Genomic DNA, 13,158 nt, shown 5'->3' on the forward strand with positions numbered 1-13,158 from the left:
TGGCCGGCGGCGTCCCGGATAGGGATGGGTATGGGCTTGGGTCTCATCGCGGCCGGAATCCTGGTGTTGAGCTTTCCGCCGTCGCCTCCTACGCGGCAGCAGATCGAGAGTCAGGCGCGGGCCCTGGGTATGGTTTACCGGGAAGAGGTGGTAGCCTGGGCGCCGGAGCCGGCGGCCACCCGGCCGGAGCCGGCAAAGGAGGAGGCGGCCGGAGGCCCGCGGGAGGTGGAGGTCTACATTCCTCCCGGGTTTACTTCTTCGCAGGTGGCGGAGCTTCTGGCCCGCCAGGGAGTGGTGCCTGAGGCCGCCGCGTTTGAGCGGCTGCTGCAGGAAAAGGGCCTTACCCGCCGACTGGCCGCCGGGTATCACCGCATCCCGGTGCCGGCAGAGGCCGAGGAGGTGGCGACAATACTTACGCGGAGCAGGAAGTCCAGGTGAGCAGTTATCGCCGGCACGAAGTTGCACCTAGCTTGCAAGTGAGAGGGCAAAAGCGGAGGGGATAGCTCATGTTGCGCGGACTGTATGCGGCCAATACCGCCCTGGTAACCCAGCAGATGGTGGAAACCGTAGTGGGCAACAACCTGGCCAATCTCAATACCTGGGGATACAAGGCGGACGCCGCAGCCTTGAGGAGCTTTCGCGAAGTGCTGCTGTGGCGGCTGGAGGGGTACGGGCAGAGCCCGGTGGGTACCGTGGGGCCGGGAGTGGCCGTAGACGAGGTAAGGACCGACTTTGAAACCGGTCCCCTGGTGTTTACCGGTCGGCGGCTGGACCTGGCGCTGGCGGGACCGGGATACTTCGTGCTCCAGGACGCCGCGGGGGAGGTTTACCTCACGCGCTGCGGGGCCCTGGCGGTGAACGCCCAGGGCTACCTGGTGACGGAGCACGGCCACCTGGTACTGGGCGAGGGCGGCCCCATATCTGTAGGTGCGGAAGAGGTGAGCGTGGGCGAGGACCGGGTGGTGCGGGTTGCCGGCGAAGCCGTTGGGCGGTTGCTGGTGGTAGATCTGCAGGGACAGGTGCCGGTAAAGGTGGAAGCGGGCCTGCTGCGGCCGCCGGACCGGGCCAACCTGGTGGCGTTGGAAACCCCGGTGAAGAGCGGTCACCTGGAGCAGTCCAACGTGGACGCGGTACGGGCCATGGTGGAGCTGTTGTCCGCCTTCCGGGCGTACGAAGCCGCGCAGCGGGTGCTGCGGGCGCAGGATGAAACCCTGGGCCGGTCCATAGAGGTAGGGTCGCTACGCTGAGGAGGTGAGAGGGAATGGGACCCATCATGCGAACCGCGGCCAGCGGCCTTTACGCCCAGGCGACGAAATTGGAGGTGCTGGCCAACAACCTGGCCAACGTGCAGACCACCGGTTTCAAGTCCCGGCGTGTGGGCCTGGCCGATCTGACCTATCAGGAGCTTACCCGCTCCGGCTGGCCGGCCTACGGCGGCCGCGTGGGAACGGGTACGGCGGTGGCCGAGATTGGCCCGGACTTTGCCGGGGGCGCCCTGCTCGAAACCGGCCGACCCTTTGACGTGGCCGTGCTGGGATCCGGGTTCCTGGCCGTACAGCTTCCGGACGGCAGTCCGGCCTACACCCGGGACGGCCACCTGGTGCTGACGCCCGGCGGCAGGCTGGTGCACGCCGGAACCGGGTATCCGCTCCTGCCGGAAATTGCGGTCCCCGAGGAGGCGCAGCAGGTAAGCATCACGCCCGACGGCCGGGTGTGGGCCCGGACGGCGGAGGGCGAACCCGAGGAAGTGGGCCAGATCTGGCTGTACCGGTTTGTCAATCCTCAAGGCCTGGTGGCCCGGGGCGAGAACCTGTGGCTCGCCGGGGAGCTGAGCGGTGAACCGGAAGTGGCCGCGCCGGGAACCCCGGGCTGGGGTAGCCTGGGGATCGGACAGCTCGAGGCCAGCAACGTGGACGTGGCGGAACAAATGGTAGAAATGCTGTTGGCCCAGAGGGCGTACCAGCTCAACGCCCGGATGATTACCACGGCGGACGAAATGTGGTCCTTGGCCAACGATCTCCGTCGCTAGCGTTGCCGGTACCGCGGAGGGCCAGGGCTAATGGCAGAGGACTCCAGGGACCATGCCAGAGAGGTGAAAGTGGGAATAGCCCAGTGGAAGGTGGCCAAGGCGCCCTACCGTTTGATCACTTTGGGTCTGGGCTCCTGTGTGGGCGTGGCCTTATACGACCGCCAAGCCCGCGTCGGGGGTATGGCGCACGTCATGCTGCCGGATAGCTCGCAGTTCGCCAACCAGCATAATCCGGCAAAGTTTGCCGACACCGCCCTCCCGGCCCTGCTCGAGGAGATGCTGCGCTGGGGTGCCGGCCGGCAGCGCCTGGTAGCGAAGCTGGCCGGAGGAGCCCAGATGTTTAACTCCCAGGGCGGCGGCCCCTTGTTGAATATCGGGCCACGCAACGTTGCCGCCGTCAAGGAAACGCTGCAGCAATTGGGAATTCCCGTTTCCGGCGAGGATTGCGGGGGCAGCATGGGTCGGACCATGATTCTGGATACGGAGACCGGTGCCGTTTACATAAGGGCTATCGGCCGACCGGTACGGAGCCTGTGACAGCGCATGGGGTTGAGACAACGTTTTCCGGGAGAGGGAGACCATGGACTTTGCGGAGTTTCGGCAGGCGGTGAACGCCAGTTTCGGTCTGGTCCTGGACGGCTATAAGGAAAAGCAGCTCAGACGCCGGATCGACACCCTGATGCACACTCTGGACCTAAAGGATTATCGGGCCTACTACGAGCTGCTTTTGCAGGACCCTCAGCAAAAGAAGCGCTTTTTGGATCGCATCACCATCAACGTTTCGGAGTTCTTTCGTAACCCGGAAATCTTCGGCTACCTGGAGAAGGAGATCCTGCCGCAACTGCTGGCGGAGAACCGGAACCTGCGGGTATGGAGTGCAGGCTGCGCCAACGGAGCGGAGCCGTACTCTCTGGCCATACTGTGTGCTGAACAGAATCCCGCCGGCGGCCACCGTATCGAGGCCACCGACGTGGACGAGGGAGTGCTGGCCGAGGCCCGGGCCGGAGCCTACCGGAAGGAACTGCTGCAGAACGTTTCCCCGCCGCGCCTGGCGCGCTACTTTGAACCGCGCGATGGGGTGTACCTGGTCAAGGAGGAGCTGCGGCAGGCGGTGAGCTTCCGGCGCCACGACTTGCTGAAAGACCCTTACGGCCAGGGTTACGACCTCATCGTGTGTCGCAACGTGGTCATTTACTTTACCCGCGAGATTCAGGACCGCCTGTATGCCCAATTCTTCCGCGCCTTGCGGCCCGGCGGGGTACTGTTCATAGGCGCGGCGGAAACCATTCTCCAGTACCGGCAGCTGGGGTTCGCCAGGCTGGCGCCCTGGTTTTACCGGCGGCCGGCCTAACCTGGGGCTGGAAGAGGTGGGAACGTGGACGTCTGGAACGGTCTGAGCAACCTTCAGGTTGACGCCATCCGCGAAATCGGCAACATCGGGGCCGGCAGTGCCGCCACCGCTCTGGCGCAAATGATGAACCAGCGCATACAGATGAGCGTGCCCCGGGCGGGAGTCATGCCCCTGGAGGACATAATCCGCCTGGTGGGAGGCGAGGAGGAACCGGTGGCCTGCGTCACCACGGTGGTGACCGGGCAGGCTCCTTCTCTGGTGCTGTACCTGCTGTCTGCCTCTGCCGCCTTCGGCCTGGTGGATCTGCTCCTGGGGCGCCCCTCCGGCAGTACTACCGATTTGGGAGAGATGGAGAAGTCGGTGCTCTCCGAAGTAGGGAATATACTTACCGGGTCTTTTCTCACCGCTTTCTCCCAGATGACCGGTCTTTCCCTGCTGCCCTCGGTGCCCGTGCTGGCGTTCGACATGCTGGGGGCGGTGATCAGCGCTGCGCTGGTGGAAGGAGGTTACTACGAGGACCGAGTACTGGTTATTGAGACCGTATTCTCCGGGACAAACAGCTCCATTTCCAGCCATTTCTTCCTTGCTCCGCAGGCAGGAAGCCTGGAAGCGATCTTGAAAGCCGTGGGCCTGGCCTAGAACTCGGTGTTGGGGGTGTGAGTTTTGGGTAAGCGGGTGTTAATTGTGGATGATGCCGCCTTCATGCGCATGATGCTTAAAGACATACTTGCCAGAAACGGGTATGAGATCGCCGGTGAAGCGGAGAACGGCCAGCGGGCGGTGGAACTGTATCGGGAACTCAGGCCCGACGCCGTCACCATGGACATTACCATGCCGGAAATGGACGGTATTACCGCGGTCAAGGAGATCAAGAAGCTGGACCCCGAGGCCAGGATCGTGATGTGCAGTGCCATGGGCCAGCAGCTGATGGTCATGGAAGCCATCCAGGCCGGGGCGAAGGATTTCGTGGTAAAGCCGTTTCAGCAAGAACGGGTGCTCCAGGCCCTGGAAAAGGTCCTGGGATAACCCCGGCTAAGGAGGATCGCCATGCCCAGGGAAGTACTCAGCCAGGAAGAGATAGACCTGCTGCTCAAGGCACTGGCCACCGGGGAAGTGCGGGCCGAGGAGGCCATGGGGCGCCAGGAAAGGCAGGAGGCCAATCCCTACGACTTCCGGCGCCCGAACAAGTTTTCCAAGGAGCAGCTGAACACCCTCTTTATGATCCACGACAATTTCGGCCGGCTGGTGTCCAATTTTCTCTCGGGGTACCTGCGCACCAGCGTTCAGGTTAAGATCGTTTCCGTGGATCAGGTAACCTATGAGGACTTCCTGGTTTCCATCCCCATGCCCACCCTGATTACCGTATTCAGCCTGGCCCCCCTGAAGGGTACGGCGATCCTGGAAACCAGCCCGGCCTTTGTTTTTCCGATTCTCGATCTGCTGTTGGGCGGGAGCGGGTACATGCCCCAGAGGGCCCGCGAGTTGACGGACATCGAGATGGGGGTTTTGCGCCGGGTTAACGCCCGGATTCTGGAGCAGCTCCGGTACGCCTGGGGCGATCTGGTGGGTTTCGAGCCGCGCATCGAGTTTTTGGAAACCAATCCGCAGTTCAACCAGATTCTATCGCCCAACGAGACCGTGGGCGTGATTACCTTCACCACTCAGGTAGGTGAGGTCCAGGGACTGATCAACCTGTGCTGGCCGTTCATCAGCTTGGAGTCGGTGGTGGGCAGGCTCACCGCCCGGTATTGGTTTGCCGCCCAGGAGGCGGAGGACGCGGAAGCCTCCCGCGAAACCCTGGAGCGGCTTATGGAGGAGGTTCCCTTGGAGCTGGCAGTACGCGTGGGTCAAACCCGGATCAGTTTGCGGGAGTTCCTGGAGTTGGAGCCGGGCGATGTGATCCCGCTCGAGCGCTCGGTGCATGAGGACCTGGAGTTCATGGTGGGAGATCGCCCTTATCTTTTGGGCCAGCCCGGAGCCGTGGGCAAGAAACTGGGGCTCTTGCTGACCGGCTGGGCGGGCCAGGAGGAAAGAGCCAGTGAGTGAGCAGGATTTTCTCTCTCAAGAACAGGTAGATGCCTTATTGCAGCGGGCTTATGCCCAAGCACCCCAGCCCGAGGGGGAAATGCCGAGCCTGAACGAAATGGAGGCCGACGTTCTAGGGGAGATAGGGAACATCTCCATGGGCTCCGCGGCTACGGCCCTTTCGGAGATTCTCGGGCACAAGGTCACAATTACCACGCCCAGGGTGGAGATCACCACTCCGGAAGACCTGTTCAGCTCTTTCCAGGTACCCTACGTGATCGTCACCGTGGAGTACACCGGCGGGCTGGTGGGCAGTAACCTGCTGATCATCAGGGTTACGGATGCCGCGGTAATCGCCGACCTCATGATGGGAGGAGGAGGGAAACCGGCGGAGGAATTGACCGAAATCGGGCTCAGCGCCGTGGCCGAGGCCATGAACCAGATGATCGGCTCGGCGGCTACGGCCATGTCTTCCATGTTCGGTCGGGCGGTCACCATTTCTCCTCCCCGGGTAGCCGTGTTTCGGGATCAAGAGGAGACCGGCGAGGCCCGGCGTTACTACCCCTGGGCGCCGGACGACCAGGTGGCCGTGGTGCACTTCCGCCTTACGGTGAACGATCTCCTGGACAGCGAGCTGATACAGGTAGTCCCGGTTGAGGTGGCCAGGCAGGAGGCCGAGCTTCTTCTGAGGCCGGCGGCCCAGGAGGCACCGCCTGCACCTCCGGCCTCGGCTCCACCGGATTCGCCTCCCCAGGACCCGGACGCTGCCGTTCCCGCGCCTGCCGGCGAGACCGAACCGGCAGCCCGGCCCGCCGGGCCACGCAATCTGGATCTACTCCTGGATATCCCCTTGGAGGTCTCGGTAATCATAGGCCGTACCCGCAGGCCGATAAGGGATGTCTTGAACCTGGTGCCGGGGTCGGTGGTGGAACTGGACAAGCTGGTGGAAGAGCCGGTAGAGATCCTGGTCAACGGTACCCTGGTGGCAGAGGGGGAAGTGGTGGTGGTGAACGAGAATTTCGGCGTGCGCATCACCAAGATCGTGGATCCCTCGGAGCGGCTCAAGTACCTGCGTTAGGGGGGCGGGGAGCCTACTTTCCGGCGAGGTTGCGTTCGGCAATCTCAATGGCCTTTCTAACCAAGTTGCCGCACTCTCGGGAGGGAACTGCGCCCCAGCCCTCGGCGGCTACCAAATGGGCAACGCCCAGTTCCTTGGCCAGCTCCCACTTGAGCGCCTCCGACATGAGCCCGCCGCGCCGCCTGCTCAAAGGGATACCCCCTTTTCGGTTTACGGCCGGCTCACCCGCCCGAATCCATTATGCGTGCCTCGGCCCCGGGCCTATGCTATAATATTTTTGTCAAATTACCGGTGGGCGAGAGGACGGTCAAGTATGATTCGTCGGGTTTCGGTGTTGCGCGTTAATCAATCCCAGCAGACTACCGGAATTGATCACGTCGTCGAAGAAGCGGCCGTTACCATACACCTGAACGGTGAGGAGGTAGTCACCCTGCTTTGCTCACCCCGGAACCGGGACGAATTGGGAGCAGGGTTCTTGTTCATGCAGGGAATACTGCGTGAGCGGGAGGAACTGGTGCGAGTTGAGGTGGACGAGGAGAAGGGGCTGGTTCGGGTGCACAGCCGGGAGGGTCGCCCTCTGGCGGCGCACGGCCTGTTCAAGCGGGTAATCGGGTCCAGCGGCGGTCGAGGCTTTCAGAGCGGGGGAGATCGGCCGGCGTCCGAGGTGGCCGCCGGAGGCGGCTCCTTTTCTGCCGAGGCGATCATGGAGTTGGCGGCGCGCTTTGAAACCGCCAGCGAGGTGTACCGCCTCACCGGCGGGGTGCACAGTGCCGCTCTGGCTACGGAGAAGGAGATCCTGGTTTTTCGGGAAGACATTGGCCGGCACAATGCGATAGACAAGATCGCCGGGTATTGTCTCATGAACGGCATTACTACCGCCGACAAGCTCTTGTTCACTACCGGCCGGGTGTCGTCGGAGATCCTCTCCAAGGCCGTGCGCCTGGGGGTCCCCTGCCTGGTATCCCGGGCGGCGCCCACCAGCGTCGCGGTAGCCGGTGCCGAGGAACTGGGGATAACCCTCATCGGTTTTGTCCGGAGCGACCGCTTCTCGGTGTACAGCCGCCCGGACCGGGTCCGGATGGGCGGCTGACCCGACCTCTTACCTCGCATCGGGGCAGGCCGTCTCGGGCCGAAGCGGCGGAGCCGGCCCGCCCCGCCGAAGTTGGCGTACCTGTCTAATGCAGGCGCACGTTTTCCCCGCCGTGGCGGCGCAGTACCGTCGCCGCCTGGTCGGCCCGGTTGGCGTCGGAGCGCACCGATACCAGGGTCTTGCCCTGACGGACGTCCTCTTCGTAGCGGCGGCCTTCGGCCTCCGGGATTCCCCAGTCGATGAGGCTGCCGGCCAGCCCGCCGGTAGCCGCGCCGGAAAGGGCGGCGGCAATGGGTCCGGCGGCGATTATGGGGCCCAGACCGGGAATGGCCAGGGCTCCGGCTCCCAGGGCCAGTCCGGCCAGGCCGCCCAGGACGCCGCCCGTGGTGGCTCCCTCGGCCACGCTACCGCCTCCCTCCTGATCCGACTGGTCGCCTTTGGCCACTACCGAAATCTCCCGGGAAAACCCGAGGCCTCTCAGGTCGTGGACTGCTGCCTCTGCTGCCTCTCGAGAGGTAAAAGCGCCGATGACCGTCTTGTCCAAAAGGTTTCCCTCCCTACTGGTTTGGGTGCACAACTTGGTGACGTGGATAGTATGCCCCGAACACGGGCTCAATCACGACCGGCCGGGATGGGTTCCGGCTCCGGACGGAACTTCGCGGCGCGGGGAACGCCTAGGGCCTGCGCGGCCGCTTCCGAAGCCATGCGGCCATTAGGGGGGTAAAGGGAAGGGCGGCCAGGGAGCAGGCCGCGTTGAACAGAAGGTGACCGGCGGCCACCCGGCCGCCGGGTGAGGCGCTGATCCCTTCCAACAGGGCGGTAAAAGAAGGGACGAGGGGCAGAAAGACCAGCGCGCCCAGGGCGTTCAGCAACAGGTGGGCCAGGGCGACGCGGCGGGCGTCGGTGTTTCCCCACAGGGCGGCCAGGAGGGTGTCGGTGCAGGTACCCAGGTTGGCCCCCAGAACCAGGGCAACGGCCGCAGGCAGGGTGATCAGGCCGGCTTCGGCCAGGTTCACGACGGCGCTGATGAACAGGGTGCTGCTCTGCAGCACGGCCGTGGCCGCCACACCGGCAACGAAGGCAGGGAGGACCCCGCTTCCCCAGCCTTCAAGCAGGCGGGCGAAGGCGGCGGTGCGGGTCAGGGGGGACAGGCCCAGGGAAAAGAGGTACAGGGCGGAGAATATGAGGCCCAGGCCGCAGACGGCCAGGGCCAGGTAGCGGTAGCGGCCCCGGAGTACCAACCCCGCCAGGGCGCCGCCGACGGCCAGGGGCAAGCCCAGGTCCACCACGTCCCAGGCCGCAAACTGGACGGTAACGCAGGTGCCGATGTTGGCGCCCAGCACTATTCCCAGCGCGTTCTCCAGGGGCAGCAGGCCGCCGCCGACCAGGGCGACGGTAGCCACGGTTACCGCACTGCTGCTGTGCAGGAGCGCTCCTGCCGCCGTGCCGAGTACCAGGCCCCGCACCGGGTTCGAAGTGGCCCGGAGGAGCAGGGTTTCCAGGCGCCAGGCGCCGGCCCGATAGAGGGAGGAGGTCAGCCGCAGGCCGGCGAACAGAAACAGCAGAGCCGCGCCCACGTACAGGGGCCAAAAGCCGTTGTCAATTCCCACGTTATTCTGCCTCCGATCGGCCGCGGCCTTAGCGCGGCGCTTCCACCGTCTCTATCGCCGGACCGTCCCTGTGCCGCTTGATTCCTATGCCTTCAGGCGGGGATTTATATTGCCCGGGATAATCGGGAGCAGGAATCGGTTCCGGAACGGCGAAACTGGTTCCCAGATTGCCGTCTTCGGCCCGGGTTGCGGCGCGGCCGGAACTCGGGCCGCGGGAGATGAGGTGGCCCATTTTGGCAGCAGGTCTGGCGGATTACCACGTGCACCTCTTGGGGCACGGCGAGGGGCGGCTTACCGCCGAGTACCTGGCGGAGTTCGTGCAGCGGGCCCGCAGCCAGGGACTGGAAGAAATAGGGCTGGCCGACCATGACGACTTCCTGGAGGTTTTAAGGCCTCTTTTCGCTTCGCGGGACGGGGGATGGCCCTCGGACTATCCCGTTCGGCTGGGCCTGGAGGTAAGTTACCGGGCCGGCCGGGAAGAGGAAATCCGGCGGCTGGCCCGGGAGTTCCGGTTCGACTATCTCATCGGTTCGGTGCACGATCTCGACGGCTGGCCCTTCGATCACCCGGACTATGTGGAGGGCTACGCGGGCCGGGACGCGGACGAACTGTACCGCCGGTACTTCTCTGCGGTGGTCCGGGTGGCGGAGAGCGGCCTGTTCGACGTCATCGGCCACCTTGACCTGATCAAGGTCTTCGGCTGCCGCAGCCGCCGGCCGGCTTCGGAGTTGGCGGAGGCGGCGCTGGAGGCGGTCAGGACGCAGGGTCTGGCGGTGGAGGTGAATACCGCGGGCCTCTTCAAGCCGGCGGGAGAAATCTATCCCGGACCCGAGTTGCTGCGGGCCTGCTTTGACCGGGGTATTCCCATTACCTTCGGTTCGGACGCCCACCGTCCGGAGGAAGTGGGCCGCAGTTTCGCGCAGGCGGCGGAGCTGGCCCGCCGCGCGGGCTATCGCCGCTACGTGCGTTTTCGCGCCCGCCGGCGCGTCCTGGTGCCCCTATGAACAACGAACCGCCGGCCCCGGCCCGGTCGAAAGGCAAACCGAGCGCGGATGGCGCCCGGCGGTGCAAAGACCGTTAATGACCGTTAAAGAAAGGAGAAGACGGGTTGGGGACGCTGATCGGACTGTTGGCCGCCTCCTGGGTGGTGAGCCTTTCCGGCGCGCTGATGCCGGGCCCGCTGCTCACCGTGGCCATCAATCACAGCCTTCACCGGGGCGTCGCGGCCGGACCGTTGTTGGTGCTGGGGCATGCCCTTCTGGAGCTGGCCATGGTGTTGGCGCTGCTTTCCGGATTGGCCCACCTCTTGGCCGTTCCCCAGGTAGAGCTGGCCTTGAGCCTGGCCGGAGGGTTGGTGCTGGGGTACATGGGATGGGGGCTGCTGGCGGCGGCCAAGAGTCCTCCGTCGCCCCTGCCCTGGGAGCAGCCGAAGGAAGGCGAGCGGGACCCGGCAAGGGCGGGGCTCCTGTCTCCGGTTTGGGCGGGAGTGGTTACCAGCGTGGTCAACCCCTATTGGGAGCTCTGGTGGGTGAGTATCGGGGCGGCGATGCTGGTTCAGGCCCGGGTGGCAGGTACCCCCGGGGTGGCCGCATTCTACTTGGGCCACATATTGGGCGACCTGGCCTGGTACACACTGGTGGCGGCGACAGTAGTCCTGGGGCGGCGCTGGCTTAACCGGCGCGCCTACTCGGCCCTCATGGGCGTATGCGGGCTTTTCCTGGCCGCCTTTGCCGTCTACTTCTTCCTCCACGGGGTGAAGTTGGGGCACGCCCTGTGGCGGTTCTGACCTCGGCCGGGCGGCCCGCGGGCGACTGCCCGGAAGCAGGCGATTCTCAATCGGGGCGCTGAGTTATCCCCAGTTTGTCTCGGGGGAGTGCTGGTTTGCCCCTCGTACCGGTCGCTTAGCCGACCGAACTAGGGTTCGACCTTCGCGCTTCGGCCGGCTTCCCGCGCAAGAACCCGTCCATGGCGCCGGCGCGGCTCCGGCCATCCTTGGCCTCCGACCGGCCTCCGCGCTCGCTCTCACCTAGTTCGGTACCCGGCACGCTTTAGGTACTCGGGCAAAACCAGCACTGCCCTCGAAAAAGTGGGGATCCGTCAGATCGGGGCGGCGTTGACCCCGCCGGTTACCGGTGCTAGCATGGAGGTGCTAGCAGAGAGCGGGATGGGTACCGGTTGAGGAGCTGGTACCTATCCGGGGTAAGAGCGTGCTTGAGCCCAGACGGGGGGTGAGGGCCGGGAGGCAGGCCCGGGCGAACTATGACCAAGATAGTGGCCGTGGCCGGCAAAGGGGGCACCGGCAAGACCACCTTTGCGGCGCTGACTCTGAGGTACCTGACGGAAAAAGGGGCCGGGGCCTTGCTGGCCGTGGACGCCGACCCTAACGCCAATCTTCACGAGGCCCTGGGGGTCACGGTCTCCACGGTGGTGGCGGACATCCTGGACGATTGCAAGGACGGCACCCGGATTCCGCCGGGTATGAGCAAGGATCTCTTCATCGAGTACCGCCTTCAGCAATCGCTGGTAGAGGGGGAGCATATCGACCTCTTGGTAATGGGCGGCCCGCAAGGCCCGGGCTGCTACTGCTACCCCAACGACCTGCTGCGCCGGTATCTGGAGCGGCTGGCGACCAACTACGATTTTCTGGTAGTGGATGCCGAAGCCGGCCTGGAGCACTTGAGCCGCCAGACCATACCCCGGGCGGACTTTCTCTTCGTCATGAGCGATGCCACCGTTCGGGGGGTGCGCTCTGCCGGCCGGATCCGCGCCCTGGTTCAGCACCTGAAGACGCCCATCGAGCGTATGGGACTGGTGATAACCCGGGCGGCGGACGGGTTAGAACCGCTGCAGGCGGAAATCGCCGCTACGGGGCTGGAGCTTCTGGGGGTAATTCCCTGGGACGAGGAAATAGAACGGCGTGACCTGGAAGGGCAGCCGCTTCTAACCCTACCCGTTGAGGCGCCTTCGGTGCGGGCGGCGTCTGCCATCCTGGAGCGGGTAGGGCTCGGAAAGGCCGGGCGCAGCGCTTCATAGCTTTCGATTTTCGGGGAACAATACATCCGGACACGGGTAAGGGGCAGGTGAAGGCGGTGGGCCGGGTGGCGGAAATGGGGCGCTGCACCGGCTGCGGCAAATTGTTCCATCGGCGCAAGCTTCAACCGGTGCCGGACGCCCTGGAACTTCGTACTCTTTGTCCCAGCTGCTATCACCGTTATCAGTGCCTGCAATGGGGCTGCTGGTAGAGACGATCAGGGTCAGTCCACCGTCCAGTGGGGGACATCTACCAGGGGTATCTCGGTTTCCGGTTCCTTGGGGGGAACCAGATAGTAGATGACGGCGGTTTCGTCGCATTGGTGAAAGCGGTCGCAGTAGATGCACTCCTTCCAGACCTTCTGGGGGAGTCTTTCTTTCTTGACCACTACAAAGCCGCATTTCTCGAAGAAACCCGGCTTGTAGGTCAGGGCGAACACCCGGGCCACGCCCAGTTGACCGGCCTCCCGAAGCAGGTGCCGTACCAGGTCGCGGCCGATCCCGTGCCCGGCCAGATCGCGCCGCACGGAAAGAGACCGGATTTCCGCCAGATCGTGCCAGAGAATGTGAAGACCACCGGTGGCCACCACCGGCCCATCCGGTGGTTGGTAGGCCACGGAGAAATCGCGCACGCTTTCGTAGAGTTCCATCAAAGGCCGACGGAGCATCAGGCCCTCGCGGGCATAATTGTTGATGAGCCGGTAAATCTCCGGAACATCGATAAGGGTGGCCTTGCGATAGGCTATCATCTTCCTCCTCCCCCGCCTTAGCTTCCCATTGTATCATGCCCCGGCCGCTCAGTCGAGCGGGTGGGCTTCTGACGTATCCCCACTCGTATAATTTGACCTGCAGGTTATCAAGAACCCAACGTAGGCATCTGGTAGAGGGTACTTGATAACCCGGTGTGCCTTTGCGAAGATCAACATGGGTTGGTCCGGGGTCACT

17 protein-coding genes are annotated in these 13,158 nt (G+C 64.4%); 13 read left to right on the top strand and 4 right to left on the bottom strand.

The features are described 5' to 3' along the window. Nucleotides 1-36 precede the first annotated feature (36 nt). The 9 genes from NUV99_07270 to fliY all read left to right on the top strand — a co-directional run bounded on the left by NUV99_07270 (nt 37) and on the right by fliY (nt 6,483). Nucleotides 37-438: an endolytic transglycosylase MltG gene (locus NUV99_07270; GenBank protein ID MCR4419907.1), complete on the top strand. Its 402-nt coding sequence runs from the start codon at nt 37-39 to the stop codon at nt 436-438. Nucleotides 439-506: 68 nt separating this feature from the next. Next, nucleotides 507-1,247, top strand: a complete 741-nt coding sequence (locus NUV99_07275) for a flagellar hook-basal body protein (GenBank protein ID MCR4419908.1) — start codon at nt 507-509, stop codon at nt 1,245-1,247. A 14-nt stretch (nt 1,248-1,261) separates the two neighbouring features. Then, nucleotides 1,262-2,029 carry a flagellar hook-basal body protein gene (locus NUV99_07280; GenBank protein MCR4419909.1) on the top strand — a complete coding sequence of 256 codons (768 nt, stop codon included), beginning with the start codon at nt 1,262-1,264 and terminating at the stop codon, nt 2,027-2,029. A 30-nt stretch (nt 2,030-2,059) separates the two neighbouring features. Next, complete coding sequence (locus NUV99_07285) at nt 2,060-2,566, top strand: chemotaxis protein CheD (GenBank protein ID MCR4419910.1); 507 nt, start codon at nt 2,060-2,062, stop codon at nt 2,564-2,566. A 43-nt stretch (nt 2,567-2,609) separates the two neighbouring features. Beyond that, nucleotides 2,610-3,380, top strand: coding sequence for a protein-glutamate O-methyltransferase CheR (locus tag NUV99_07290; GenBank protein MCR4419911.1), 771 nt, complete (start codon nt 2,610-2,612; stop codon nt 3,378-3,380). A gap of 24 nt (nt 3,381-3,404) precedes the next feature. Continuing rightward, nucleotides 3,405-4,019: a chemotaxis protein CheC gene (locus NUV99_07295; protein ID MCR4419912.1), complete on the top strand. Its 615-nt coding sequence runs from the start codon at nt 3,405-3,407 to the stop codon at nt 4,017-4,019. Between the two features lie 24 nt (nt 4,020-4,043). Next, nucleotides 4,044-4,406, top strand: a complete 363-nt coding sequence (locus NUV99_07300; GenBank protein MCR4419913.1) for a response regulator — start codon at nt 4,044-4,046, stop codon at nt 4,404-4,406. A 21-nt stretch (nt 4,407-4,427) separates the two neighbouring features. After that, nucleotides 4,428-5,426 carry a flagellar motor switch protein FliM gene (gene fliM / locus NUV99_07305; GenBank protein MCR4419914.1) on the top strand — a complete coding sequence of 333 codons (999 nt, stop codon included), beginning with the start codon at nt 4,428-4,430 and terminating at the stop codon, nt 5,424-5,426. After that, nucleotides 5,419-6,483, top strand: coding sequence for a flagellar motor switch phosphatase FliY (gene fliY / locus NUV99_07310; protein ID MCR4419915.1), 1,065 nt, complete (start codon nt 5,419-5,421; stop codon nt 6,481-6,483). Before fliM ends, fliY begins: the two co-directional genes overlap by 8 nt. A 13-nt stretch (nt 6,484-6,496) precedes the next feature. Here fliY and NUV99_07315 read toward each other — a convergent pair whose 3' ends face one another. Then, nucleotides 6,497-6,673: an alpha/beta-type small acid-soluble spore protein gene (locus tag NUV99_07315; protein MCR4419916.1), complete on the bottom strand. Its 177-nt coding sequence runs from the start codon at nt 6,671-6,673 to the stop codon at nt 6,497-6,499. A 123-nt stretch (nt 6,674-6,796) separates the two neighbouring features. Here NUV99_07315 and fdhD point away from each other — a divergent pair, with 123 nt between their 5' ends. Further along, complete coding sequence (fdhD, locus tag NUV99_07320; GenBank protein MCR4419917.1) at nt 6,797-7,573, top strand: formate dehydrogenase accessory sulfurtransferase FdhD; 777 nt, start codon at nt 6,797-6,799, stop codon at nt 7,571-7,573. 85 nt (nt 7,574-7,658) lie between these two features. Here fdhD and NUV99_07325 read toward each other — a convergent pair whose 3' ends face one another. Next, nucleotides 7,659-8,117 (bottom strand): general stress protein, encoded by a 459-nt coding sequence (locus tag NUV99_07325; protein ID MCR4419918.1) that lies wholly within the window; start codon nt 8,115-8,117, stop codon nt 7,659-7,661. A 130-nt stretch (nt 8,118-8,247) separates the two neighbouring features. Next, complete coding sequence (locus tag NUV99_07330; GenBank protein MCR4419919.1) at nt 8,248-9,183, bottom strand: Na/Pi symporter; 936 nt, start codon at nt 9,181-9,183, stop codon at nt 8,248-8,250. 233 nt (nt 9,184-9,416) lie between these two features. On the opposite strand from NUV99_07330, the gene NUV99_07335 reads away from it, so the two are divergent. From NUV99_07335 to NUV99_07345, 3 genes are all read left to right on the top strand, one after another. Continuing rightward, nucleotides 9,417-10,187: a histidinol-phosphatase HisJ family protein gene (locus NUV99_07335; GenBank protein ID MCR4419920.1), complete on the top strand. Its 771-nt coding sequence runs from the start codon at nt 9,417-9,419 to the stop codon at nt 10,185-10,187. Nucleotides 10,188-10,291: 104 nt separating this feature from the next. Continuing rightward, nucleotides 10,292-10,969, top strand: coding sequence for a LysE family translocator (locus NUV99_07340; protein ID MCR4419921.1), 678 nt, complete (start codon nt 10,292-10,294; stop codon nt 10,967-10,969). A 473-nt stretch (nt 10,970-11,442) separates the two neighbouring features. Further along, complete coding sequence (locus tag NUV99_07345; protein ID MCR4419922.1) at nt 11,443-12,216, top strand: AAA family ATPase; 774 nt, start codon at nt 11,443-11,445, stop codon at nt 12,214-12,216. 221 nt (nt 12,217-12,437) lie between these two features. Here NUV99_07345 and NUV99_07350 read toward each other — a convergent pair whose 3' ends face one another. Beyond that, a complete protein-coding gene (locus NUV99_07350; protein MCR4419923.1) occupies nt 12,438-12,959 on the bottom strand; it encodes an N-acetyltransferase in 522 nt (173 codons plus the stop codon). Nucleotides 12,960-13,158: the final 199 nt, after the last annotated feature.

It is taken from the genome of Clostridia bacterium (assembly GCA_024653205.1).
Lineage (GTDB): Bacteria > Bacillota > DSM-521 > Neomoorellales > SLTJ01 > JANLFO01.